Genomic DNA, 23,400 nt, shown 5'->3' with positions numbered 1-23,400 from the left:
AATTAAATTATGCCACACAGAAATAAAGCAATAACAAAAGACGCTCAAGACAAATTAACACCAATGATTGTGTTACAAGATTTTATTGAAGGAAACTCTCGTTTTATTAGAGATGAAGTTCACACAATAGATCATAAAGCGTTGATTGATCAAACAACAGATAGTCAACATCCTAAAGCAATTGTGCTTTCATGTATAGATTCTAGAGTTCCTGTCGAATTAATTTTCGATCAAACTATTGGTGATGTTTTCGTTGCTCGTGTAGCAGGAAACTTCGAAAATACAGATATTTTAGGAAGCATGGAGTATTCATGTAAAGTTGCAGGAAGCAAATTAATTTTTGTATTGGGTCACGAAAGTTGTGGAGCTGTAAAAGCCGCTTGTGATCACGTAGAACTAGGAAACATAACATCAATGTTAAACAATATTCAGCCTGCAGTAAAAAAATCTACTGAAGAAATTTCTGGAGATCATAACTCTTCTAACAATGAGTTTGTTGACAGAACAATTGAAAACAATGTACAGTTAACCATTCAGAGAATTAGAGAGAAAAGTCCTATTTTAAATGAAATGGAAGAAAGTGGAGAAATTAAAATTGTTGGTGGAGTTTACCACATTAGTAGCGGAAAAGTAACTTTACTATAAACTATAATAATTTTTAAACTAAAAAATCCGAAGCTAATAACTTCGGATTTTTTTATATATAAATTTCTTACCACCTTACTAGTAACGCAACAACAAGTGTTAAAGAAAAGTTAACAAAAATAGGGTTAACCCTATTTGACTACCCAACACCCCTAACAAACAAATAGGGGGATTGGGTATTGTGCACTGTATGTTTGAACTGTATGTTTGAACTGTATGTTTGTAGAAGTAATAATTATACTCATTAAAAAAAATCTCATTGTACAAATACTAATCACTAAACAAATAAAAAACTAATATAATTATTACTTGGTTCCTAACTAACATTTCAAAACCTTAATAACATATTAATTGTAAAATTTACAACCATAAAATATTTTATTTTAATAAAAATCCTACTTCTTTTTATCATAAGTAGGCAACAAGTCTAGAGAAACAGACACAAAAAATGAAAAGAAGACACATAAACATACTGATTTTAGTACTAGTTATTACAGTTTTTGGGTTACAATATTATTTAATAACGTCATATATAGAAGATATGTTTCAATACACAACAATTGAAGTTAAAAATGAGGTTATCAATAATGAGATTGAACAATTTAAATCATATATAATTGAAAATTTTGTTATTCTATTTCTACAAAGTTTAGGGATGTTTATTTGCCTAAATATTGGTTTTTTGTATTTCAAAATTAAAACGAGTTTCAGGAATATATTAAATTTAGTAGTCTTTATCTTTTTAGCTGTTATAATATATCAGTTTTTAGTAATTATTATTATAAAGTTAAATAGCTGGACATTTACAATGGGTTCTATAAACACTGCTTCTGAAAAATTAAATCTAGCCAATTATATAAATGATGAGAAAACAGCACCTTGGATTGAATTATCATTAACAAGTATAAATTTAGGACAATTAATGATATTAACATTGTTAGCAATTGGCATACAAAAAATTATAAAGATTAAATATAGTAGAGCATTTTCAATCACTGCAAGAACATATGGTTTAAGCATTCTATTATGGTTAGTATTTACTATGGTTATGGAAATGAATTTTAGTTAGCTATCAAATTAGGCCTAGATAGAAAAGGTTTACGTATTTATCCTTCAAATAAAAATAAGAAATTTTATTTTATCTTTAAATTCTAAAAAATTATATAAGAATTATCAGTAAACAAACTAGAAAACCTTGAAGGCGGTAAATTTTGAGGTAAAGACAATTGTAGATGGGGAAGGAAACTCATGTTATGCAATTGAAGTATGCGATAGTTATCGCTTTTGGATAAACTTTGGTTCTAAACCAACAGGTAGAGACCGTGTTGGAAATTGTGGATAACCAACTTAATTAAAAGATTACAGCTAGTTAATAACAAAAATTGAATATTAATCTTTAAATTCAACAACTATGAAAAACAAAAAAATTGACCTTATTAAACTTCGAATATTCTTTTTAGGGATTACCTTACTCTTTACAAATTGTGAAAACGATATTAATCTTATAGAAAATAGCACATCTATACCTACAATTTCAGAATCAAAAACATTTTTATTAAACAATAACAATTCTTTTAGTGCTAGAGGAGAATCTAACACTTTTATGGATAGAATTGATTGGAATAACTCTAAAGAAGAATATTATAAAGAAAATACTGAGTTACTTTATTCTCCAATACAATTAAACACTACTAAAGCAAAATCTTTTGTGGCTTCTATAAAAGTAGATGGAGCAATTGATAATAGAATTATAACCTTACTTTATGATAATGATAATAGTCCAAAAATATTTTCTGGTACAATCTTCATTCATACTAAAGAAGGTGAACTTACGGAGTTTTACAACTATAAAAATGGGGAAAAAGAAGAAAAATATATTGTAAAAGAAACTCCTAATATAGCACAAGCTAGATCATCTAGTGATTATGATTGTTATGATATAGAATACCTTCAATGGTTTTTAGAAAACAGTGATGAGCCTATGGTCATGCTAGTACCTTGTGTAGCTTTAAATGCAAGTATAGAAACAGGTGGTTCTGGAAGCAATGGAAATTCATGGTATGAACCTATAGATTTTTTAAACGATGATTTTAACAGTGGTGATGATAACATAAATAATAATGACCTTACTGGAGGCGGAGGAAATTGGTATACTCCTAGTTGTGGGGATAACTATATCTTAGATAATAATGGGAATTGTGTAGAAGAAGACCAGATTATTAATGAGCTAACAGGAAAAGCAGATTGTATATATAATAAATTAAACTCTTCAAATTCTAATTTTAAAAATATGATTCAGAATTTTGATGGAGATTTTCCTGTAAGTCATTTAAAACTAACTATAAATAATAGTTTAGGTTCTGGAGTCTATGGGGAAACACAGCCTCCTGTAAATTATGTAACAGAAATTCAAATAAATGAAAATGGATTATTAAATTTATCAGATTTAGGTGCTGCTACAACACTTGCGCATGAAATAGTCCATGCCGAAATTTTCAGAAAAATGTTATCTGCTGCTCAGCGTGGTGACCTAAACACCAGTACTATGACTCAACAAGAGGCTGAAAATTATATTAATTCATTAAAAGACAACTTCCCTGGCTTATATGACTATTATGTTGAAAGGTGGCAACCAACTTGGAATCACAATATGATGGCAAGTCATTATATAAATACAATCGCAGATATTATACAAGATTTTGATAATAATCGTCTTTCTCGTTCAACTTATGAATCAGTTGCTTGGGCTGGATTAGGAGAAATAGAAAATAATCAAAGTACAGTTGCTTGGCAAAATTTAACTTCTTCTGAGCAACAAGCAATAATTGATGTATTGAATCAGTATTTTTTTAACGGAACTTCAAACTGCAACTAATTATGAAAAAAATATTTTTAATTTTATTAATGGGCATTACTATTTTATCCTATTCTCAAGAAAAAGAAAGTGAGTATTTTTCATTTAATAAAGGAGGGAAAAAACATTTAAAACCAATAAAATATATACTTTTTAATCCTAAAACAGATAAAAAAACAACATCAAAAGAAGAAATACATTTTTATATTAAAGGAGAAAGATTTAAATTTTCTAAAAAAATTAATAAAATAGACACTTGTAATATTAAGTATCTAAAAAAAATTGAACTTTCCAACGCTTATGAATTATCTAACGAAGAATTTAAATTTAGGAAACAAAAATTAAAAGAAGACAAGTATTGGAAAAATAAAAAAAATCAACCTCCAATGCCTTTAACTCAAAATCATAATTATTTCAAAACCTTTGTCGTAGAGAAATATGAAGATAAGATTTTGAAATATGATGTTAACTGGACTTATTCAGGAACAAGAGGATTTAAAGTAAACCGAAAATAATACAAACCACAACACGGTATATAAAAAATAGCAGTTAAGTGTAAACTACAAAGTTCATGCTTTTCTGCTAACTTTATTTTAAAACTGAGAATAATAGTGTTTTTATTCTGCTACTTTTCATACACCAACACGCTGACAATCTTAAGTTTATGTTTTTAAAACAAATATTAATTATAGTCTTTATTTCAAATACTATTTATAGTCAAAATAGAATATTAGATAAATCAAATCTTGAACCTTTATCTTTTGTAAATATTTATGAAAAAAACAACAAAATAGGGTTTTATTCAAATACTGATGGTTATTTTGAAATTCCGCATACATTAATACAATCAGATACTTTAATTTTTTCAGCTTTAGGATATAAATCAATAGAAATTACTATTAAATAAAAATGAAAATATATTTCTCGAATCTATCCCAGTTTCTTTATATGAAATTACAATTGTTTCAAAATTAAAAAACACAAATTACAAGTTACAAAAACTAGGTATTCTAAAAAATAAATCAAATTACAGACAATGTATTCTTTCAACCGCATCAAAAATAGCTGTATATATACCTAATAATACATATAAATCAAAAACATATATAGAAAATTTAGTTTATAAAAACTTAATTGTATCCTACAAAACTCCAATCTATAGAACAAAAATAAAAAATAGGGTAGTTACTCGTTTACAACTATATGATGTAAATTCTTTTACAAAAGAACCAAATAATCCAATAATTAATGATGATATTATAGTTACAATTGAAAAAAATGGAGATATAAAATATGATATTTCTAATTATAACATTGAATTACCTTTAAATGGTATTTTTATAGTATTAGAAGTTATAGGTATAAAAATTGATGATAATAAAATTGTAAATAATTACGGTAATATACTTTGTTATAAAGGCACAGAATATCTTGAAGGAAAAAATACTTGGCGAAGTTTTAATGGTAGTCCATGGCAAAATGAATACGATTGGTTTATTAATTCTGTAAAAAATGATAATAGAAAAATAAAACGTTCAATTTATAATGCAATGTTTAGCATAACTGTAAAATCGTATGAGTAACTATGAAAAATAAAAAATATTCACACACAATTCTAAAATATTACAATAGTAATTATTCATTAGAAAAATTAAGAGAATATAGTGGTACTACAAAGCAAGGTACAACTATGCTTGGCTTAATGCAATGTGGTAATAAAATAGGATTAGAGATAAAGGGCTATGAATCTACAATTGAAGCTTTTAAAAAAAACATAAAACTATTAACTTTAAAATAAAATATATCAATCTAATTATATATTTCAATAACATAAATTATAAACTACTTAATCCAATTTGTAAATTGAATAATATAAAACAAAAATCAACTAATCCAAAATAACCAAACAACACCCAGTTGCCAACACCATCTAAAATTAATTACTTTTTTTTTCTTATGTAATAAAAGGCTCACAATCTTTTTATTCCGTTTTTATTTATACATTACATAAATAATACAACAAGCCTTATATAACCCACAAAACAAAAGGTACAAAAAGGTTTTTCATCATTTAGGTATAATTTGGCTTTAACTAATTAACATTTAAATTAACATTGAAGCTGTAAGTACCGTTATTATTTTATTTTAATAGCAATTATTTCTTAACTTAACTATCATTAAAACCTCACTATTTACGGTGTATGTGGGGTTTTTGTTGTTTTTACAACTACTTACCTCACAAAATAAAAACAACCTCTTTCGGCTGTTGTTTTAATTGTTGGTTGTTGCTTAAAAAGAAACAATACAGCTTATGTCTAAAAAAAACAAAAAGTACATTAACTATAATTATCTATGATTTAAGTATAATTTAAAGCAGTAATAACTACCATTTATTAGAACACACCACTATAAAAAGGTAATTACCCTTTAATTACCACCATTTACAAGCCCTTACGGGCTTTTTTTACGCCTAAAAACTACCAAATAAAACCAATAAATAAACCATTTTACCAATGCCAGCAAAATGGTTAATAAAACGTATTTTTTAATTTAGGGGGACACATAGGGGGACACTTAGGGGGACAAAAAAACGCATTTTTTAGCGTTGTAATTAAGGTGTATTGCGCTTTTTTGGTTGTTAAATGCATAAAAACACGTTTATAAATGGGGTGTAGCGACATCTTTTTGAAGTTTAAAAAACAGATAAAGCACTGTTTTTTAGTTAATTATGTTAAAAACATCGTTTTTACCCTCTGTTTACCCTTAAACAAGGTACCGCAATACCTGTATCTTTTATATTATTCTAAACGAATTACACCAACTACTAAAGCTATAGAATACAGTTCCTCAATAGGTAAATCAAAAGGATCGTAACTTTTATTGTCTGAAACACATAATACGTGGTCCTCTTGAGTAGATTTTTTAATACGTTTAACCATTGCACCTTGACTGGTATCTAATACATATACTTTATTCCATTGAAAAAAGCTACCAAGCTCTATTTTTCTACAAGCCACGGTATCGCCACTATTGTATTTAGGGTACATGCTACTACCTTTTACTTTTATCATAAAATCAACCTTTAGCTTATCAAACTCAGGTACTTTATAGGTTTCTGCTTCATAATCCATTACCGCTACATCTCCTTGCCCCCAACCTGCCATTGCTTCAATAGGTATTAACGGCACACCATTACTGTCTTTTATAATTTTAGGTAATTCTACTTCGCTCTTTAATATTTCGCCTTTTCCTGTTAAAAGCCAATCTGATAAAACATCAACAAATGATGATTTTATTGCGTTTAAAACATCAAAACTCGGCTTACTTTTCCTTCCTGAAACTATATTTGAAACTACTTGAGGTGCAAATCCTATCATTTCAGCAAATTTTTTCTTATTGTTATTTGCCTTAATTTCAATAAGATAAGCTACTCTTTCATTTATGTTTGATAAATTATTCATCATTTGTTGCTTTAAAACATCATTTGTTTATATATTTGTCGTGTACAAAATACAAATAAGACAATGAACGAATCTACAAAAAAAAGAATCAAATTCAATGAAGAGATCTTGGATGTTTTAAAAAACAGGTATGGCTACTCTTTAGATTATATACGTAAGTCTTTGCGTGGCGATCGTGTTGGTATAATGCCAGATAAATTGATTAAAGAATATAAAGAGATAGAAAATGCTACCAAAAAAGCATTTCAGCAAAAAGTAAAAGACTTAAACTAAAAACTTCTCACATTAATTAATAAGTATCTCACCCATTCCTGAGAGGCATACACCTTGGTTCGAGTCCAAGGCAGGAGCAATAGTAATTTTTAATACAATAACTATGTACCAATACCACAATAACATCCTTTCTATTCCTGCTAATATTCTCTACAGAGAGTTAGATCTTATTTCATATGATGCGTATAAGAAGTGGTGCATTCGTGGTAAATTAGTTAAAACCAAAGAAGGTAGAGGTAAAGGAAACACGGCATGGGTAAGTTATTATGATATTGCTGAAGAGTGGGTAAAAAATGCTGTAAAAGCTAAGTTAGGAGACCCTAAGCAAGTAGTAATACAAAATCAGTTAGAAAACTACATAATGCCTGATCATAATGCTATTAAATTTTTTGCAAGCCACCGTAAGCCTGATGGCCGTTCATTATCTTTTGATAAACAGCGCGAAAAATGTACAAACGTAATGATTTTAAATGCTATTGAAACAGTGTTTAAAGAGCGTGGAGCGTTGGCTAAAATGTTTGGTAAAAAGAAAACTAAAGTTTGGCAAAACATAAGTGATGCCGTTAATGATTTAGCTAACAAACAAAATAAAGACAATTCTAAAAAATGGTATTTCAAACTACCGGGTAATGAAAGGTCTTTAAAAAGAAGATACAATGCTTATTTAAACGAAAGATATGCTTTGTTTATCCATAAAGGCGAAGGTTCAGACAATGCAAGAGTAGTTACCGAAATTATAGAAAACCTAATTATTAGCTTGTACTGCTTACCAAATAAGCCTTATATGGCAAATACACACGATTTATACTTGCAGTTTTTAGGAGGTGCTATTGAGGTGGTAAGTATAGAAACTGGTGAGGTGTTTAATAGAAACGATTTTTATAAAAATGAACAGCCAATTGAAATATCAGAAGGTACGGTTTGGAATATCATTAAAAATCCGAAGAACGATTTAATTATTAAGAAATTTAGAAACGGTGCGTATGATTTTAGCCATAAAAATCGCCCACACGTTAACCGTACTGCTCCTAATTTTTCTATGAGTAAAATATCTTTAGATGATAGAGATATAATGCACACCAAAACAAACGATGGTAAAAAAGTAATGGCATACTATGCTTTTGATGATTTAAGCGGTGCAATGATTGGTATTGCACACTCAAAAACAAAGGATCATGACCTGTATTTAAACTGTATTAAAAATATGTTTCAGTTTACCAGTTCTAAAGGTTTAGGTGTGCCAATGCAAATGGAAGTTGAGCATCACTTAGTAAAAGATTTTTCAGAAGGATTAATGAAAGCGGGTAATGTATTTCCTTTTGTACGTTGGTGTAACCCAACAAACTCACAAGAAAAATATGCTGAAAATCAAATTAAGCAGAAAAAATATGGTGTTGAAAAAATGAACAACCAAAATGTAGGTAGGCATTATTCAAGGCTAGATAGTAACAGGGTTACTAGACAAAAGATTTTTGATGAGCACAATGATAATTATAAAGAAGCAAAAGCATCATACAAACAAATTGTAGCAAACGAATTAGAAGAGCAGCAACAATACAATAATCAACTACACCCTAATAAAAAGCAATATCCTGGTATGACAAGATTAGACGTTTTTTTACATCATGTAAACCCTAATTTACCAGCATTTGACAAAGGTAATTTAGCAAAATACATAGGTGAAAAAACAACAACTACAATAAGACGTAATCAATATGTAACTGTACAATATGGTAAGTATCAGTTACCAAGTACGCAAACAATAGCATTGTTACAACCAAACAATTACAATGTCGAAGCCTACTATATACCAACAGAAAACAATACTGTTAGTGAGGTTTTTATTTACCAAAACAATCAATTTTTAGCAGAATGTAAACCTGTACCAACATTTAATAGAGCAAATGCAGAATGGACAGACGCAGATGTTTTAGGGTATCAAAACGCTACAAAATACATTAGTGAATTTGATAAAATGGTAAAAAATGATACTTCAAAAAAACTACAACGAGTATCTATTATAAAAAACAGCAACAAACCAATTATAGATGTAACTCCAGAAGTTGTTGAAACGGTTGAAGAAATTGAAGAGTACCAATTTGAAGCCTTAAATGAGGTTTCTGAAAGAAATAGAGCTATTAACGATTTATAAAAAGAATATGAACACACAAATTAAAAAATCAATTGTAGAAAAGTTAATTCATGACAGAGCAAATCACGGAAGTGATGTAAAACACGCTCGTGTTTTAGGAATAGATAAAGCGCAATATTCAAGAATTAAAAAAGGAGAATTAGAGCGTGTAATTTCTGATGCAAAGTGGATTTCTTTAGCAAGATTACTAAATGTAAAATTAGATAATTCTAAACCGTGGATAATTGTAAAGACAGAAACTTTTAATTATATCACTACCCAGTTAGGAGCTTGTCAACATCGTTCTATTTCTGCAATGTTTTGTGATATCGCTTCAGTTGGTAAAACTACAGCAGGAGTTGATTATGCTGCTAAAAATAAAAATGCTGTTTATATAGATTGCTCACAGGTAAAAAGTAAACAAAAGTTAATAAGAAAAATAGCTAGAGAATTTGGTGTTGATTACACAGGTAGATATGCAGATGTATATGAGGATTTAGTTTTTTATATACGAACAGTAGAAAATCCTTTAATCATTTTAGATGAAGCTGGTGATTTAGATTATACCGCTTTTTTAGAGCTAAAAGCATTATGGAACGCAACACCTTACTCTTGCGGTTGGTATATGATGGGAGCTGATGGATTAAAACACAAGTTTACACGCCAAAAAGATTTAAAAAAGGTTGGTTTTACTGAAGTTTTAGATAGATATGGTAATGATTATAAAAAAGTAACTCCCGACGGAAATGAGGCGTTAAAAGAATTTCACTTAAACCAAATAAACTTAATAGCTAAAGCAAATGGTGCTGATAAAACACCTTTAAAATTATACGGAATTTCTAAAGGATCATTAAGAAAAGTACGTCACGAAATAGAAAAACAGCAAGTAGCTTAATGGCAGTAAAAAAAGCATATAGCATTGCAGATATTGAAAAACGAAAGTTTAAAATGCTACCGCTACAAAGTGAATGGAAAAGGCACTTGGGCGAAATGGAACAAAGCGGTGCTATTTTAATTATGGGAGATTCAGGACACGGTAAAACCACCTATGCTTTACAAATGGCTAAAGCTATATGTGAATTTGAAAAAGTGCATTACAATAGTGCTGAGGAAGGAATCCGTGCAAGTTTTCAACGCTCTATTAGATTAAATAACATGAAAGTAGTAGAAAGTAAATTTACTTTTTCAAAAGAAAATTACAATGAATTGTTTGCAAGACTAAAACTCAAAAGGCAATCTAAAGTAATAATTATAGATAGTGTACAGTATTTTTTTAGAGGTAAAACAATAAAAGATTATTACAATTTAATAGAGACATACTCAACTACATTATTTGTTTTTATAAGTCACATAAGTAAAGGAATGCCAAAAGGAGCTGTGGCAAATGAGGTGTACTGGGATTGTCAAAACAGAATTTTAGTACATGATTTTAAAGCACATATTCAAAAAAGTAGATGTGGTGCAGATGAAATTGAACCTTACATAATTAACAAAAAGAAAGCTGAAGAACGCGAAATAAAACTTTTAAAAAACGGATAGTATGAAAACAGAAGTACAACTATTACTACAACAAACACCACAAGAGTATCAAATGATGGTTTTTAACTTATGGTTTAATTGGTGCGATGTAAAAACATCAAATATTAAATCGTTACACAAAGCTATTACTAGCCAGCCTCTTTTTAATTGGTGGAAAAAAGAGCTGTTAAAATTAGAGTTAATTTTTTTAAAAGAAATAAACCCTTACTCAGAAGTCGTATCAAAAGAAGTAGCTAAAAGCATGTATGATGATTGTACACATGAAATTTTTAAACGTTTTTCAAAAATTAAAAACCAAAACGAAAATGCAACTACAAGAAAAAATTAACGCCTTAAACTTTTGGTTAGTGTGTAATCCAACACACCCAAACTACCCAGTAATTTTAAAAGATAAACTAGAGCTAGAGCAACAAATACAACTAAACTAATGAGCACCTCAATACCAGTAAACGAAATAGAAGTTATTAATCCAATAGTAATAAACCCAAATTCAAAAAAAATGAGTACCGATTTATCAAAATTATCAGATGAAGATTTTCAAGTAGAAATGAAACGTCGTGAAACTATTAAACAAGAAAAAAAGCAAGCCCAAAAACAAGCCTATTTAGACTTAAAAAACGAAGCAATTGTTTGTTTAAGTAAGGACGCTTTAATGTTACATAACAGGTTAAAAGAATTTAAAAACACTGCTTTTGAAGCGATGCAGGCTTATTATGAATTATTATTAGAATACAGTGGTCGTGAAGCAGATGAAAAGAAAAGCTTTAAGGTAGAGAATGATGCTTTTAAAATTTTGTATCAACGTCAAGGAAAAGGAACTTTTGATGAACGTGCAGATCAGGCTGAAAAACACATTATCGATTTTGTTAATAAACACTTTCAAAGCGATAAAGATACCCAAGATTTTATATTCACATTATTAGAGCGTAATAAAGGCGAATTAGATATTAATTCTGTACAGAAGTTATACGCTATGGAAGATAGGTTTGAGGATGATAACTGGAAAAAAGGTATTTCATTGTTAAAAGAATCATACACCTACTCACATTCTAAAGATTATATCCGTTTTCAGAAAAAAGACGAAAAAGGAGTTTGGCAAACAATTAACCTACAATTTTCTAGCATTTAGTTCCCCTATTCCTGAAAGGCATACACCTTGGTTCGGGTCCAAGGCAGGAGCAAAAAGTAATTTAATCACAATTTAGTTATGGTAAAAGAAAATATGATTCAAAAGTTGCATTCAAAATTTATTCCTTCAAGTTTAGAGTACACCGTTTTTGAACAAAGTAACAAAAGAACTTATATTATTGAAGAGCTTACAAATAGTGAGTTACAAGGGTTGTTTTATTTATTTTTTCCGAACGAAAAACCTCAAACTACTACTCAAAAAATAGAAAATTTACAAAAGAACCAGGAGCTGAAAAGATTACGTGCCATTATTTTAAATGATGCTCAAATAATGGGTATTTATAAAACAGGAGACTGGAGTGTTTTTAATGGATTTATGAAAAAAATAAGTGTATTAAAAAAACCTTTAAATCAGTATGAAATTGAAGAGTTTCCGCTGCTAATAAAACAGTTTAAGAGCATGCGTTATAAGTTTAATAAAAGCAAAACACAAGTAGGCTCTAAAAGTTGGTATCAATTTTTAGGAATAAAACAACCTTCTGTAAACTAAAAAAAGTTCCAAAGCCATACAGCTCCAGAACCCATTTGTACCTGAACAATACAAATGTAATAAAATACTGTATGGCTTACAATAAAAAAAACTTCTATAAAAAGGTAATTAAAGTACAAAACCTAGTACTCGATAAAAAAAGAGAAAATGAAGATTTGTTTTTAAAAGAAATATACTGGGGCTTTATATATCAACAATACGATATATGCTACAGAACCTATTGTAGCTACTTAGGTGTAAATGCTAAGTCAGAGCTTAAAAAACTACTAGAAAAAGAACAACTATTAAAAGAACAATTAAACAAACAACAATATAATTTATTCTAATGAAAAAAATAAACGAAACCGATTTTAAAGAAGCAGCTAATGCTTTAAATGTTGAAATAGCTATTATTAAAGCTGTATGTGAAGTAGAAGCTCCTTTTGGTGGTTTTTTTAGCAATGGCCAGCCTACTATTTTATTTGAACGCCATAAGTTTCATCAGTTTACAGGAGGCGTTTATTCGAACCACTATCCTACTATATCTAACCCAAGAGCTGGCGGTTATATTGGTGGTCGTCGCGAGCATTTTAGGTTACAAAAAGCGGAAGCATTATCTCGTGATGCAGCATTAAAATCAGCCTCATGGGGTAAATTTCAACTCATGGGTTTTAATTATAAATTATGTGGCTTTAAAACACTACAAGACTTTATAAACGCTATGTATAAAGGCGAAAAGGAACAATTAAGAGCATTTGTTAATTTTATTAAATCGGTGGGCTTAAATGATGAATTACAGCGTAAAGATTGGAAAGGATTTGCAAGAGGATATAATGGTCGTGCTTATTATAAAAATGCCTATGACAAAAAATTAAAACGTGCTTATATAACCATTAAATCTAATGTAAATAACCTATGATAAACAACTGCACACACCCAAAAGAAAAACAAAGCTTAGTTGTTACTGAAGGATTTGCTAATTATGAAATTACACGTGTGCTTTGTGGCGATTGTAAAGAATTTATAACTGACCCTAAAACGGATTTTTAGCATGACAAACAAATACTTAATCCATATTATAAAGTCTGATATGACTTTGAAGGTTACTTACCGGAACAAACGCATTATAACAGTAACGCATCAATCAGGCAAATTTGATGAATTTGTAATTAATCATCTAGGCGCATTGTTGCCAGTTTACGAAAAGGATATTCCAACTAAAACAGAAGAATACTTAGGTAAAGTAACTTATAGTTTAGAAGTAAAACCGAAATCTTTATACACTTTATTCCTGGACGAATGGTACGCCTTTTTTAGAAAAGAAAACAAAGGTAGAAAGCCAAAATTTACAGGAGCAGACGGTAACGCTCTAAAACAGATAATTAAATATTTATCAGAAGAGCACGATGGTGATGAAGTTGCTGCTCTGTCGGTTTGGAATTTCATTTTAGATAATTGGAAACACGTTCCAGAGTTTTACAGAAAACACCAAGATTTAAAAATTATTAATTCAAAATTAAATATCATACTAAGTGAGCTCCAAGACAAACACACTAGTAACGAAAGAACATTCGAAGCAGCTGCAAATAGCGAAGCAGCAAGAGCTTTCAAATTTGGTAGCAATAATTAGCAATAGTGCTAAACTATCAGTAAAAGAAATGAGTTTAACGATTCCTGATGTATTTACAAAGCCAATAATTAGAAGTGCTTTTAAAGGTAATGAATTAGGCACATTAGCATTTAGTACCATGAGTGTTTTGGTTAATAGGTTGTTAGACTCTTTTGCTTTTACTCAAAAACTAAACCCAACTCAAATAGATATACTTACAGTAACTGCCTTAGAGAAGTTTGAATACGAAACTTTAGAAGATGTAATAATTTTCTTTAAAATGGCTAGAAGTGGTGCATTTGGAGCAGCCAAAAAGAGCTTAGATGCTAACTTGTTATTTGGCGATTGGTTACCGCAGTATTTAGATTTAAAAGCCCAAGAACGTGAGGTTTTTAAAAATAAAGAAAAAGGAGCTTATATGGATAACTCAACAGATGCAGTGAATTATTATAAGAATCGAAAGAGAATTGAGGAGAAAGCAAGGAAGCAGCAAGAAGAGATAAATCAAGTAAACAGAATAACAGAATATTTTGACAGGCAAATGCTTGAAGATTTAATTACAGACTGGAGCAAGAAACCTCTATTTATATCAGGTGTGAAATTATTGAAGAAAAAGCGAAAAGAACTTCCTTGGATAAAAAAAGATTCTCCCGATTATCAAAATTTTTTAAAAGAGCAAGATAACAGGGTAAGACAGTCAATAGAGAATAATGAGAAAATTGATAAAACACGAATTAAAAAGTAATTAACCAACGTTTAAAAACAATTTAAAACAAAATAACAATAATTAAATCTGTTAAGCGAAATATGAGAACAACAAGAGATATAGTAAGGCGTGTTTCAAACATAAATTTAACATTACGACAAAAAAAATTTAGCATTGATGATATAAATGACTTTTGGGATAGACTATTTGAGAATGCTCCAAAAATAGATAAAGTTGGAATTGATAATATAAAAGTTTGTACTGGATGTGGAACTTTAAATATTGAAAAAATAGAACCACCACGATTAGCTTGTTGTCCTGATAATAATTATATAAAAATTAATCAACATAAAACTTTTTAAGTATTCCAGTCAACGGTTAGGGTATGGCATTTAAGCCTACGACTTAAAAGAACGAAACTATGAGTATAGTAAGAGATAATTTAATGACAAGACAAGGTTATAGCCCGTATTGTGGTGACGAACTTTGCAAACCAAGAACAACGTACTCACCTGAAAGATGGCCGAGAACTAAATTTGATGGTGAACAGTTTAAATGCCCTAAATGTGGTTGGAAAAGTGAATTTGATAGTGAATTTATTGAGGGCTATAAAAAGCACTGGAATAAGTAGGCTTATTTGCTATACACTTTGTTGTATGGCGAAGCGTACCGTTTCAATGGCATACAACCAAAGAATGAAAAGGCGTTTTAATGCCTTTTATGCATAGTTGACTGGAGTACCGATATAAAACACTACATAACCTAAAAAGCAGATAATTTAAAATATCTGCCTCATAACAGATAAATCCAATTTAATATGATAAAAAGAACCCGAGCAGAAATTAGTAAATGTATTATTCATAAAGTAGCGAATAAATACAACAGCGGACACAATGCTTTTTCAGAAGATTTAGTACGATTTGATGAAGATAGTTACGAATTGCTATTGCCTTTTTTATTAAAGCCATTTGCATCGGTAACACAAAGTTATCGATTTTCGCATAATGCAGATGTTCGTTTAAATGAAATTAACAAATACGCTTCTACTGTTTTTGAAGATGATAGAACTACAACCTTTATTGAAAACTCAATAAATATTGTAAATCACTTATTTGAACAATCAAATTCGGCACAAATTAAAACAGGTGATGTATTGGTAGTTTATTTTGAAGGTGTGGAGTATAAAGATATTTTAACCGAAGCAATCGGTGTTTTTAAAATTGAAAGTAAAGTTGATTTTTTACAAACATTTAAAGATGAGCAAAGTTTTGATGTAGCGGTTCAAAAAGGAATATCAACCAAAAAGCTAGATAAAGGTTGTTTAATTTTAAACGCTTCGGACACTGAAGGAACTGTGGTTTTATCGGTAGATAACAACCAATACGATGCCCAATATTGGATTAAAAACTTCTTAAATGTTCAGTTTGCTGATGATCGTAATTTGCACACACAAAACTATCTAGAAATGTGTAAAGAGTTTTCTGAAGAAATTATTAAATCTGAATTAGGTAAGCAAGAACAGGGTGTGTTTTTAGCCAATACAGTAGATTACTTTAAAGAAAACGAAAGTTTAGAAATTCAAAATTTTAAAGATGAAGTTTTTGAAGATGACAAACAAAAACACCTTTTTGAAGATTACAAAAAGCATTTTGAAAAACTAAACGATGTTTTAATTCGTAACAACTTTGAAGTTTCAGATGCAGTATTAAAAAAGGAAAAAAGCAAGTTTAAATCAGAAATTAAACTAGATACTAATATTCAAATTAAAATAGATGTAGATGCTCCAGATGCCGCATCTGAATATCTTGAGCTCGGTTACGATGAAGATAAAAAAATGAAGTATTACAAAGTATTTTTTAATGATGAGAAATAATATGAATCACAAAGATAAATTAGAGTACTGGAAAGAACATGATCCAATTCATTATTACGAAATGACAAGTGATCCTACAGGAGTAGGAAATAGTCCTTCTTCATTTCCTTTTTTTTTGTTAATACTTGGTTGTGTTGGTTTTGGCTATTTTATATACAAAGCATTTTTACAATAACTAGAACCGCTCTAATTAGAGCGGTTTTTTTGTTTATATTTGATATTAAAAATAAATTATGATAGAGTTAGATGAGAAAATGAAAAAACGTAAAAAACAAAACATCCAAATTTTAAAGTTTGGATGCTTGCCTTTGTTTGTTGTATTTGCTTTTATTATTTTTTTAACAAGTGTTTTAAATAAAGAAGATTCTTTAGAATACTCAAAACCAGTACCAACTAAATTACTTACTAAGGCTGAATACCAAGGTAAATATCCGTTTAAAAAAGATTCTTTAACTCTTTTATGTAGGGATGGAGATAAGGTTATTTTGTGGCAAAATCAAACTATAAATACCTGGGCTGTAAATGGAACAGCAAGGGTGGTTGCAAAGCAAAACAAATGGGGAGACATTAAAGATGATAACATTTGGAATGGAAAGGATTTAGGTTTTGTTGTTAACTTAGGTTTAGAATTGTGTAATTAAATGAAACACCTACTACTAATACTGTTATTCATCCCTTTTTTAAGTGTTGCACAAATACACCAGGGCAATGTTTTTAAAAGTGTGCCAACTAGCCCAACAGAAAGCGTTAAACTAACAGGTGTTATTGAGGTAAGCAAAACAATGTATGGGGTAACTTTTAAAGATACTCGTATAGCTAAGCAATATAAAAACGCTGTTAAAACATTCTTTAAAAAGCGTTTAAATGGTTATACCGATTTAAAAAAATACCGTCTGCAGGTTAAAAAACGTACAGACGGTTTGTATATAGAAAACATAAAGATTTTAGTCTATTAACAGTTTTGTAATTAAACTACTTTCTGTCGTAAGAGCATCAATACTACCCTGCAAAATTTCTTTTTGTTGGGTATTTTTTTTACCCGAATAGGTACAGTTATATACTAGTGTAAAAACATCTACAATAGTATCTTCAATATTCAAATCTTCTGATAATAGTGTTAGTTTACCGGTGTTTTCGGTTTCAATACTTTTTACAATTACATCTACTTGCTCTATAAAGTCTAGAAAGCGCAAACTTTCATCAGTAGTTCTGCTAATACTACTGGTGTCTCTTAATTGTTCGTATGCCAACCGCAAAGTAATTGTAGCAATTGGTGTTTCGGGTTTATAATCAATAGTCCACTTTATAAAAATAGCAGGAAACAAATGTGTTTCAAAAGCGTTTTCATTATAATCTTGCCCAGCATATAAATCAATAAATTTAACAAACGGTAATCCTTTAGTTGTAAAACTGTTTTTAATAGTTGCGTTTTTAAAACGATTAATTAGTTCAGTATAAAATGCTTTCATTTTTTATAAATTTCGTTAGTTACTTGTTCGTATAAATGGTTTTCTAAGCGCCTAATTAACACTGCCGATTCTCCTAAAAACTGCCGTTGTGGTATTTTGGTGTTCATTTTTCGGGTGTGTGCACGTATTTTAATAGGTTTACTACGTCCTTTTCTTGTTCGACTATGTGCGCGAACTCGTGCTGTTGTTTTTATAACACCACCTTCGTTATGTATTTGAGCATACGGTACATCTGTACCAATAAGTACGTAATACTTGCCTTCACTAATTTTACGAATAGAGCGTTTTAAACGACCCGATTGCACTAAAATAGAGCCTCGTGTTTTACGTTTACGAGGGGCCCACGATTTTTGTGATTTATCAACCCAGTTTTTTTTACGAAACCTATCTTTAGAAAAACGTACCGCAATTACACCGGCTTCGTTAATTGTTTTGCTTAAAAAATACTTGTTATCTATTTTTTGTAGTTTCTCAAAAAAATCGCCTTTAAATTTTACGCCCATAATTAGCTAGTTTCTGCATTTCGTATCACTCGCATCATTGTTTCGTTAAACCAGTTTTCTACATCTTGTAAGCTCATACCTTGTGTTGCATCGCCTTTTAAATTAATGCCGCCTTTGTTTAAAGCATCAATAGTAATAGTAATGTTTCGTACTTGTTTGGCATCGCCAACTACTTTATTAACTTGATCACCTAGTTTTGTTTTAGTTGGTTTATTTCCTCCTGGTTTAATAGGGTTGCCGTATAGGTCTTTTTTAACGGTTTCTTTTTCATTTTCTGCTTCTTCAGGAGCTGTTAGGTTTAAACCTTTACGTAGGTCTTGCACTTTGTTTAATCCTAATTGAGCATATTTACCGCCCATAGCATCAGGTAACATAGCGGCAACTTTTAAAATACTTTCTAGCGGGCGTAATAAAACATCTAACAATACAATACCAATACGTTTTAATCCACCAATAATACCTTCAGATTTAAAAGCGTTTACAATACTATCCCAATGTTTTCGTACTAAAACAAATGCGCTAATAAGCATACCTATTGGTCCTAAAAAATATAAAACTGTTGCTCCCCAAGAGTCAAAGTGCTTAACAGCCATTATAACTAAAGTTATAAGTGCAGCAATCCAACCTACAAGTGGCACAGCATAAATTGCTGTACTGATAGCGTGGATAGCTAATTTAACAAAAGCTAAAGCTCCAGATAATGTTACTGAGCTTGCAGCAGCTAATAAGGATTGCGCTTTTAATACACCTAGTAAACCAATATATGTTCCTGTAGCTATAATAAGCACCTCAAATACTGCTTCTATTGCGCTAAAATTCTTATATAAAAAATTGATAACAGTCATTAGCTTGCCCAATAGTTTAGCAAGTATTGGTATAATTTTATCCCCTATTTTAGTAAATACCATTTCTAGCCTATTTCCAAATATTTCTTTCATTTTACCAAAATCACCTTCCGCATTTTCTAAGGCAGCTTCTAAGCTAAAAGCAGAACTATCAAAAGCGTTAAAGGTACTAATCATATCATCGGCTCCTGTTTTAACTTTTGCTAGTGCAGTACGTAAACCTTCGGGGCCACCAATTTTATTAATTGTATTTGTAATTTCTTTATCAGTCATGTTTTTAAATTTCTGACTAATTTGAAGTAGTATTTTATCGGCATCTTTCATTTTACCATCAACACCAAATACATCAATATCTAGTTCGCTTTTTAGTTTTTCGCCACGAGCTCCTAAACCATCAAAAAAGGTTTTGGTTTGATTAGCGGCTATATCTGCATTTTTACTAATAGAAGTAAACATGGCAAATACTTTATTACCTACATCTACCGATTGCCCTGCGGCACTTGTTGCGCCAGCATATTCGGTTTGTACTTTTGCAAGTTCATCGAAAGTAGTAATACCTGTTTGTACTGTTTTAGCGTTAGACTCTAAAAGCTTGTCTATTCCGTCTACTCCAATACCAAAAGCTTTCATTGCCTTTGTGGTGGAGTTCATAGAATCGCCTAAATCCGCTCCTGTTGCTTGAGAGTAACGCCCTACTTTCTTGAAAATTTCAATAGCATCATCGCCATACAAACCTGTTGCAGATTGCAAATCATACATTGCTGTGGTAGATTCGCCAAGATTAGTACCAATATCAAAAGCGGCATCCCTAATTTTAGAACGATAACTATCGAGTTCTCCTTTAGATTTTTCAAGATTTAACTGTTTTATAGGCAAAAAAGCGGTATCAAACTTTTCTGCCGCTTCGACGCCTTTACCTGCTATAACACCAACAGCAAGCCCTAAACCTACAAGACCTACGGTAGCTAATGCAACTGGGTTTTTTAACAAATCCATTGCTCTACCCAATATTGGTATTTCATCAATAAAACCTTTGTATTTTAATTTTAACTTGTCAAATTTCTGACCAGTTTTAGTTGTAAACTTATCAAACTTGGTTTGTAGCTTTTTAAGTTTACCTCCAAAAAGCTTGTCACTCAAATCTAATAGCATGGTCATTTTTGCCTTTGCCATAGTGTTTGTTTTATATTTTGTATATTTGTGTTAAGTTTTATACGACCCCATAACGTTACAGGGCTCACTTCATAGGGATAGAATAGCGCGTTGGGTATCATTTAATTGAGGGTGTTTTATTTAACTTATCCCTAACAAGAAGGCCTTTTCTATATAAAAGGTCTTCTTTTTTTATAGGATACCATGATTTAATTTCTAATCCTTGTTTATTATCTAATTTACAGTCAATAACTATTACTTTATCCTTGTAAAATTTGATATACCTTGATTGAAATTGACTTTCTAATTTATCAGGATTATTATACCAAACTTCATCAGGGTTATTAATAATTCCTTTTAAATGCGGAAACAACTTATCGCGTTGCTCTTGTTTATTTAGGTATTTTCCTTTAGTGTGTTGTTTAAATACACTTTCTTTCAAAATCATTTTTCTGCCTAAGTAATCTTTAAAGCCCATATGGTCTTTGTTTTTTACTTTTTTAAACAGCTCACTTACATTCTTTCCATTTATTGTTTCATCAATTTTAAGGTTGTTTAAAGTGTTTTTAAAACTACTATGAGGCTTTAAACCATACTTATCAAAAGTCATGGTATTTAATTTTTCAGGCAATCCTTTTATGTCGCTATAAAATTGTTTTTTTGTAAACACTTGTTTTAAATCGGCACGATTAACTTCAAATTGTGAGTTCCTGTATTTAGGATCTTGTTCTACCAGTAAAGCTTTCGCATATTTACCACTTATCAATTTGTCTCCAGGATCACCAATATATTGTACTAATTCACACCTACATCCATAACCATTAGGAGCTACTAAATCCATCGCAGATTTGTCTGATAAATTAAACACCTTACCATCTAACACTTCATGCGAATTTCTTACATTTTCATCGCCAATAGTTTGGTATTCTACAAATGAGGTTACTGTATCTTTTTCTTGTAACATACGTAAGTAGCTTGCTGAGTTTTGCCCAACAGCTACAGACAAGTTGTATTCCGTTCGTAACCAATTAGTGTCAAACTCTTTTGTTTCCTTTTCACATAATGCTTGAAATTCATTGAAATCACGTAGCTTTTTAGTGTCTTTATCAATAAGCAAATCAGTCATTGAAGCTAATCGGGCTTCGGTTTTACTTGCTGAAAATTCAAATAGGTTATACTCCATCATTTGAAGCATTAACAAATCGGGACCAGTATATTGACTGGTATTAGGTATTGTTGATTTTAAACCACTAAACAACTCTAAAGCTTCAGCAACAATTATGTTTCCAACAGTACCTGACGTATCAGAACTATTATATAATTCTTTTATCAGTTGATTTCTTAATGTTTGTAATAATTTACCAATACTACCCCCAACAGCGGTTATTATACTTGGGCAGCAACTTATTGGATACCGATTTGTTGCTAATGTAATTACATCTTTATTTGGCGTCAAGGTTTTTTTTTTACTGTCAATAGGTATATTAAAAGATTTTGAAAGCCAATCTAAAGGTATTTCATGCCCACTTTTTAGCAATCCGTCTGTTACTTTCCAAAGTTCTTTTAATGACAATACTTGTTTAGCTGGTTTAAACTCAAACATATCTTCAGGGCTGATTTTATAGCCTTGAGATTCTAATAAAGGAAACAACTGATCATTTACAATAAAAGAGATTAAACGTTTGTCTGCTTGTGCAATTTTATTATCTAAAGTGCGCTCATGTACCTCAGTTTGGCTTCGGTTAGAACCTTGATCTGATAACATGGTAGAACCTACTAATTGCTTGCTAACCATATCTGCATTTGTTTTTATGAATTGCAAGTAAGTATTGTAAGCATCGGTTCTGTTTGCTTCTTGAAACTTTATTTCTGTTCCATGAGGAAATGTACCAACACTTGCCTGTCCTAATTCTAATAACATTTTATGAACATTATTAATCGTAGTTGTATCAGTAGTATTAGTAGTTGCTGTAATTAACGGTAATCCGAATTTTTCGCAAAATTCCGCCCACGCTTGCATTACATTACGTAACCAAATAAGGTTTGGAATGATGTTGTTTAAAATTCCGATATCTCCACTTTTTCCAATCTGAATTAACCAACTATCAAACATCTCGTCACCATAATCTATATACTGAGGTTTTTGTAAGTCTGGAAAAATTTTATTTTGAGTACTCACTACATTTCTACGAGGAATAATGTCGCATTTAATTTTTTCTGCTTGAAATTCAGAAAATTCAATTAAAGTAGTACCGTATAATATATGATCTATTGCATGATCTAAAAACTCATAAAACCATTGTTGTTGCACTGTAAATGTTAGCTCTTCATTAATGTCTTTAGTTTTACGGTTAACAACATGAAAATCGGTGTTAGAAGTTGACATTTTTCGCATTTGTATTTGCGACTGTAAATGTCCATCAGTTTTTAAATCATCTATTAAATCATAGTAAGCTTGAAATTTAGGTTCTTCGGGATGCTGCATTAATTGTAATGCTTGTCTCCATTTATCAATATCTTTACGGCTGCTATCTTTAAACCCTTGAGCAATTTTTATAATTGCAGGGTTTTTTTTACCTGAATTGTTTGCTGTTTCAGTTTTTGCTAAAACATTCGTTTTTTTAATATTTACATCGTATCCAAATACTTTCATTTTTTATCTTTTAAATAGCTTTTAAAGCTG

At 30.3% G+C, this 23,400-nt stretch carries 30 protein-coding genes; 25 read left to right on the top strand and 5 right to left on the bottom strand.

The window, feature by feature from the left end:
* Window positions 1–9 precede the first annotated feature (9 nt).
* The 7 genes from N2251_RS05055 (at window position 10) to N2251_RS05025 (ending at window position 5,297) form a co-directional block, all read left to right on the top strand.
* Window positions 10–645 (top strand): carbonic anhydrase family protein, encoded by a 636-nt coding sequence (locus tag N2251_RS05055; RefSeq protein WP_260585629.1) that lies wholly within the window; start codon window positions 10–12, stop codon window positions 643–645.
* 448 nt (window positions 646–1,093) lie between these two features.
* Complete coding sequence (locus N2251_RS05050; RefSeq protein ID WP_260585628.1) at window positions 1,094–1,714, top strand: hypothetical protein; 621 nt, start codon at window positions 1,094–1,096, stop codon at window positions 1,712–1,714.
* A 126-nt stretch (window positions 1,715–1,840) separates the two neighbouring features.
* A complete protein-coding gene (locus tag N2251_RS05045) occupies window positions 1,841–1,987 on the top strand; it encodes a hypothetical protein (RefSeq protein WP_260585627.1) in 147 nt (48 codons plus the stop codon).
* A gap of 69 nt (window positions 1,988–2,056) precedes the next feature.
* Window positions 2,057–3,520 carry a hypothetical protein gene (locus tag N2251_RS05040; RefSeq protein ID WP_260585626.1) on the top strand — a complete coding sequence of 488 codons (1,464 nt, stop codon included), beginning with the start codon at window positions 2,057–2,059 and terminating at the stop codon, window positions 3,518–3,520.
* A 2-nt stretch (window positions 3,521–3,522) separates the two neighbouring features.
* Window positions 3,523–4,014 carry a hypothetical protein gene (locus N2251_RS05035; RefSeq protein ID WP_260585625.1) on the top strand — a complete coding sequence of 164 codons (492 nt, stop codon included), beginning with the start codon at window positions 3,523–3,525 and terminating at the stop codon, window positions 4,012–4,014.
* Between the two features lie 149 nt (window positions 4,015–4,163).
* Entirely contained in the window at window positions 4,164–4,406 is a 243-nt protein-coding gene (locus N2251_RS05030; RefSeq protein WP_260585624.1) for a carboxypeptidase-like regulatory domain-containing protein, read from the top strand.
* A 678-nt stretch (window positions 4,407–5,084) separates the two neighbouring features.
* Window positions 5,085–5,297, top strand: coding sequence for a cysteine peptidase family C39 domain-containing protein (locus N2251_RS05025; RefSeq protein WP_260585623.1), 213 nt, complete (start codon window positions 5,085–5,087; stop codon window positions 5,295–5,297).
* Between the two features lie 1,000 nt (window positions 5,298–6,297).
* Here the strand turns inward: N2251_RS05025 and N2251_RS05020 are convergent.
* A complete protein-coding gene (locus N2251_RS05020) occupies window positions 6,298–6,960 on the bottom strand; it encodes an XRE family transcriptional regulator (RefSeq protein WP_260585622.1) in 663 nt (220 codons plus the stop codon).
* Window positions 6,961–7,023: 63 nt separating this feature from the next.
* On the opposite strand from N2251_RS05020, the gene N2251_RS05015 reads away from it, so the two are divergent.
* From N2251_RS05015 to N2251_RS04930, 18 genes are all read left to right on the top strand, one after another.
* On the top strand, window positions 7,024–7,233 hold the full coding sequence (locus N2251_RS05015) for a hypothetical protein (protein WP_260585621.1): 210 nt from the start codon (window positions 7,024–7,026) through the stop codon (window positions 7,231–7,233).
* 103 nt (window positions 7,234–7,336) lie between these two features.
* Window positions 7,337–9,385: a hypothetical protein gene (locus N2251_RS05010; protein WP_260585620.1), complete on the top strand. Its 2,049-nt coding sequence runs from the start codon at window positions 7,337–7,339 to the stop codon at window positions 9,383–9,385.
* A gap of 7 nt (window positions 9,386–9,392) precedes the next feature.
* The gene (locus N2251_RS05005; protein ID WP_260585619.1) at window positions 9,393–10,259 is read left to right on the top strand and encodes an AAA family ATPase; all 867 of its coding nucleotides are present in this window, start codon (window positions 9,393–9,395) and stop codon (window positions 10,257–10,259) included.
* The gene (locus N2251_RS05000) at window positions 10,259–10,903 is read left to right on the top strand and encodes an AAA family ATPase (RefSeq protein WP_260585618.1); all 645 of its coding nucleotides are present in this window, start codon (window positions 10,259–10,261) and stop codon (window positions 10,901–10,903) included. The genes N2251_RS05005 and N2251_RS05000 overlap by 1 nt, the downstream gene beginning before the upstream one ends.
* A gap of 1 nt (window position 10,904) precedes the next feature.
* The gene (locus N2251_RS04995; RefSeq protein WP_260585617.1) at window positions 10,905–11,231 is read left to right on the top strand and encodes a hypothetical protein; all 327 of its coding nucleotides are present in this window, start codon (window positions 10,905–10,907) and stop codon (window positions 11,229–11,231) included.
* 99 nt (window positions 11,232–11,330) lie between these two features.
* The gene (locus N2251_RS04990) at window positions 11,331–12,032 is read left to right on the top strand and encodes a DUF3164 family protein (RefSeq protein ID WP_260585616.1); all 702 of its coding nucleotides are present in this window, start codon (window positions 11,331–11,333) and stop codon (window positions 12,030–12,032) included.
* 78 nt (window positions 12,033–12,110) lie between these two features.
* Window positions 12,111–12,581, top strand: coding sequence for a hypothetical protein (locus N2251_RS04985; protein WP_260585615.1), 471 nt, complete (start codon window positions 12,111–12,113; stop codon window positions 12,579–12,581).
* 71 nt (window positions 12,582–12,652) lie between these two features.
* Window positions 12,653–12,907: a hypothetical protein gene (locus N2251_RS04980; protein ID WP_260585614.1), complete on the top strand. Its 255-nt coding sequence runs from the start codon at window positions 12,653–12,655 to the stop codon at window positions 12,905–12,907.
* Window positions 12,907–13,479: an N-acetylmuramidase family protein gene (locus N2251_RS04975; RefSeq protein WP_260585613.1), complete on the top strand. Its 573-nt coding sequence runs from the start codon at window positions 12,907–12,909 to the stop codon at window positions 13,477–13,479. Before N2251_RS04980 ends, N2251_RS04975 begins: the two co-directional genes overlap by 1 nt.
* Window positions 13,476–13,610: a hypothetical protein gene (locus tag N2251_RS04970; RefSeq protein WP_260585612.1), complete on the top strand. Its 135-nt coding sequence runs from the start codon at window positions 13,476–13,478 to the stop codon at window positions 13,608–13,610. The genes N2251_RS04975 and N2251_RS04970 overlap by 4 nt, the downstream gene beginning before the upstream one ends.
* 40 nt (window positions 13,611–13,650) lie before the next feature.
* Window positions 13,651–14,190 carry a hypothetical protein gene (locus tag N2251_RS04965; protein ID WP_260585611.1) on the top strand — a complete coding sequence of 180 codons (540 nt, stop codon included), beginning with the start codon at window positions 13,651–13,653 and terminating at the stop codon, window positions 14,188–14,190.
* A gap of 28 nt (window positions 14,191–14,218) precedes the next feature.
* Window positions 14,219–14,914 (top strand): hypothetical protein, encoded by a 696-nt coding sequence (locus N2251_RS04960; protein WP_260585610.1) that lies wholly within the window; start codon window positions 14,219–14,221, stop codon window positions 14,912–14,914.
* A 62-nt stretch (window positions 14,915–14,976) separates the two neighbouring features.
* On the top strand, window positions 14,977–15,237 hold the full coding sequence (locus N2251_RS04955; protein ID WP_260585609.1) for a hypothetical protein: 261 nt from the start codon (window positions 14,977–14,979) through the stop codon (window positions 15,235–15,237).
* A gap of 59 nt (window positions 15,238–15,296) precedes the next feature.
* Complete coding sequence (locus N2251_RS04950) at window positions 15,297–15,506, top strand: hypothetical protein (RefSeq protein ID WP_260585608.1); 210 nt, start codon at window positions 15,297–15,299, stop codon at window positions 15,504–15,506.
* Window positions 15,507–15,692: 186 nt separating this feature from the next.
* Window positions 15,693–16,748, top strand: coding sequence for a nucleoid-associated protein (locus N2251_RS04945; protein WP_260585607.1), 1,056 nt, complete (start codon window positions 15,693–15,695; stop codon window positions 16,746–16,748).
* A complete protein-coding gene (locus N2251_RS04940; RefSeq protein ID WP_260585606.1) occupies window positions 16,735–16,923 on the top strand; it encodes a hypothetical protein in 189 nt (62 codons plus the stop codon). The genes N2251_RS04945 and N2251_RS04940 overlap by 14 nt, the downstream gene beginning before the upstream one ends.
* Window positions 16,924–16,981: 58 nt before the next feature.
* A complete protein-coding gene (locus N2251_RS04935) occupies window positions 16,982–17,389 on the top strand; it encodes a DUF2511 domain-containing protein (RefSeq protein WP_260585605.1) in 408 nt (135 codons plus the stop codon).
* Window positions 17,390–17,704, top strand: a complete 315-nt coding sequence (locus N2251_RS04930; protein ID WP_260585604.1) for a hypothetical protein — start codon at window positions 17,390–17,392, stop codon at window positions 17,702–17,704.
* Here the strand turns inward: N2251_RS04930 and N2251_RS04925 are convergent.
* The 4 genes from N2251_RS04925 to N2251_RS04910 all read right to left on the bottom strand — a co-directional run bounded on the left by N2251_RS04925 (window position 17,693) and on the right by N2251_RS04910 (window position 23,370).
* Window positions 17,693–18,217 (bottom strand): hypothetical protein, encoded by a 525-nt coding sequence (locus N2251_RS04925; protein ID WP_260585603.1) that lies wholly within the window; start codon window positions 18,215–18,217, stop codon window positions 17,693–17,695. The genes N2251_RS04930 and N2251_RS04925 overlap by 12 nt on opposite strands.
* Complete coding sequence (locus N2251_RS04920; RefSeq protein WP_260585602.1) at window positions 18,214–18,720, bottom strand: phage virion morphogenesis family protein; 507 nt, start codon at window positions 18,718–18,720, stop codon at window positions 18,214–18,216. The genes N2251_RS04925 and N2251_RS04920 overlap by 4 nt, the downstream gene beginning before the upstream one ends.
* Window positions 18,721–18,722: 2 nt before the next feature.
* Complete coding sequence (locus N2251_RS04915; protein WP_260585601.1) at window positions 18,723–20,738, bottom strand: phage tail tape measure protein; 2,016 nt, start codon at window positions 20,736–20,738, stop codon at window positions 18,723–18,725.
* 97 nt (window positions 20,739–20,835) lie between these two features.
* On the bottom strand, window positions 20,836–23,370 hold the full coding sequence (locus N2251_RS04910) for a phage portal protein family protein (RefSeq protein WP_260585600.1): 2,535 nt from the start codon (window positions 23,368–23,370) through the stop codon (window positions 20,836–20,838).
* Between the last annotated feature and the right edge of the window lie 30 nt (window positions 23,371–23,400).

The sequence above is a fragment of the Tenacibaculum haliotis genome, from assembly GCF_025215075.1.
In the GTDB taxonomy this organism is placed as follows: Bacteria; Bacteroidota; Bacteroidia; order Flavobacteriales; family Flavobacteriaceae; genus Polaribacter; species Polaribacter haliotis_B.
This window is presented reverse-complemented; position numbering and strand designations above follow the sequence as displayed.

Coding starts and splice junctions, on each gene's coding strand:
- N2251_RS04990 (WP_260585616.1), top strand. CDS start 11,331: ATGAGCACCTCAATACCAGTAAACGAAATAGAAGTTATTAATCCAATA.
- N2251_RS04980 (WP_260585614.1), top strand. CDS start 12,653: ATGGCTTACAATAAAAAAAACTTCTATAAAAAGGTAATTAAAGTACAA.
- N2251_RS05020 (WP_260585622.1), bottom strand. CDS start 6,960: ATGAATAATTTATCAAACATAAATGAAAGAGTAGCTTATCTTATTGAA.
- N2251_RS05055 (WP_260585629.1), top strand. CDS start 10: ATGCCACACAGAAATAAAGCAATAACAAAAGACGCTCAAGACAAATTA.
- N2251_RS04915 (WP_260585601.1), bottom strand. CDS start 20,738: ATGGCAAAGGCAAAAATGACCATGCTATTAGATTTGAGTGACAAGCTT.
- N2251_RS04925 (WP_260585603.1), bottom strand. CDS start 18,217: ATGAAAGCATTTTATACTGAACTAATTAATCGTTTTAAAAACGCAACT.
- N2251_RS05050 (WP_260585628.1), top strand. CDS start 1,094: ATGAAAAGAAGACACATAAACATACTGATTTTAGTACTAGTTATTACA.
- N2251_RS04945 (WP_260585607.1), top strand. CDS start 15,693: ATGATAAAAAGAACCCGAGCAGAAATTAGTAAATGTATTATTCATAAA.
- N2251_RS05040 (WP_260585626.1), top strand. CDS start 2,057: ATGAAAAACAAAAAAATTGACCTTATTAAACTTCGAATATTCTTTTTA.
- N2251_RS05000 (WP_260585618.1), top strand. CDS start 10,259: ATGGCAGTAAAAAAAGCATATAGCATTGCAGATATTGAAAAACGAAAG.
- N2251_RS04970 (WP_260585612.1), top strand. CDS start 13,476: ATGATAAACAACTGCACACACCCAAAAGAAAAACAAAGCTTAGTTGTT.
- N2251_RS04960 (WP_260585610.1), top strand. CDS start 14,219: ATGAGTTTAACGATTCCTGATGTATTTACAAAGCCAATAATTAGAAGT.
- N2251_RS05030 (WP_260585624.1), top strand. CDS start 4,164: ATGTTTTTAAAACAAATATTAATTATAGTCTTTATTTCAAATACTATT.
- N2251_RS04955 (WP_260585609.1), top strand. CDS start 14,977: ATGAGAACAACAAGAGATATAGTAAGGCGTGTTTCAAACATAAATTTA.
- N2251_RS04965 (WP_260585611.1), top strand. CDS start 13,651: ATGACTTTGAAGGTTACTTACCGGAACAAACGCATTATAACAGTAACG.
- N2251_RS04995 (WP_260585617.1), top strand. CDS start 10,905: ATGAAAACAGAAGTACAACTATTACTACAACAAACACCACAAGAGTAT.
- N2251_RS05015 (WP_260585621.1), top strand. CDS start 7,024: ATGAACGAATCTACAAAAAAAAGAATCAAATTCAATGAAGAGATCTTG.
- N2251_RS04950 (WP_260585608.1), top strand. CDS start 15,297: ATGAGTATAGTAAGAGATAATTTAATGACAAGACAAGGTTATAGCCCG.
- N2251_RS04935 (WP_260585605.1), top strand. CDS start 16,982: ATGATAGAGTTAGATGAGAAAATGAAAAAACGTAAAAAACAAAACATC.
- N2251_RS05010 (WP_260585620.1), top strand. CDS start 7,337: ATGTACCAATACCACAATAACATCCTTTCTATTCCTGCTAATATTCTC.
- N2251_RS04975 (WP_260585613.1), top strand. CDS start 12,907: ATGAAAAAAATAAACGAAACCGATTTTAAAGAAGCAGCTAATGCTTTA.
- N2251_RS05035 (WP_260585625.1), top strand. CDS start 3,523: ATGAAAAAAATATTTTTAATTTTATTAATGGGCATTACTATTTTATCC.
- N2251_RS04930 (WP_260585604.1), top strand. CDS start 17,390: ATGAAACACCTACTACTAATACTGTTATTCATCCCTTTTTTAAGTGTT.
- N2251_RS05025 (WP_260585623.1), top strand. CDS start 5,085: ATGAAAAATAAAAAATATTCACACACAATTCTAAAATATTACAATAGT.
- N2251_RS04920 (WP_260585602.1), bottom strand. CDS start 18,720: ATGGGCGTAAAATTTAAAGGCGATTTTTTTGAGAAACTACAAAAAATA.
- N2251_RS04985 (WP_260585615.1), top strand. CDS start 12,111: ATGGTAAAAGAAAATATGATTCAAAAGTTGCATTCAAAATTTATTCCT.
- N2251_RS05005 (WP_260585619.1), top strand. CDS start 9,393: ATGAACACACAAATTAAAAAATCAATTGTAGAAAAGTTAATTCATGAC.
- N2251_RS04910 (WP_260585600.1), bottom strand. CDS start 23,370: ATGAAAGTATTTGGATACGATGTAAATATTAAAAAAACGAATGTTTTA.
- N2251_RS04940 (WP_260585606.1), top strand. CDS start 16,735: ATGATGAGAAATAATATGAATCACAAAGATAAATTAGAGTACTGGAAA.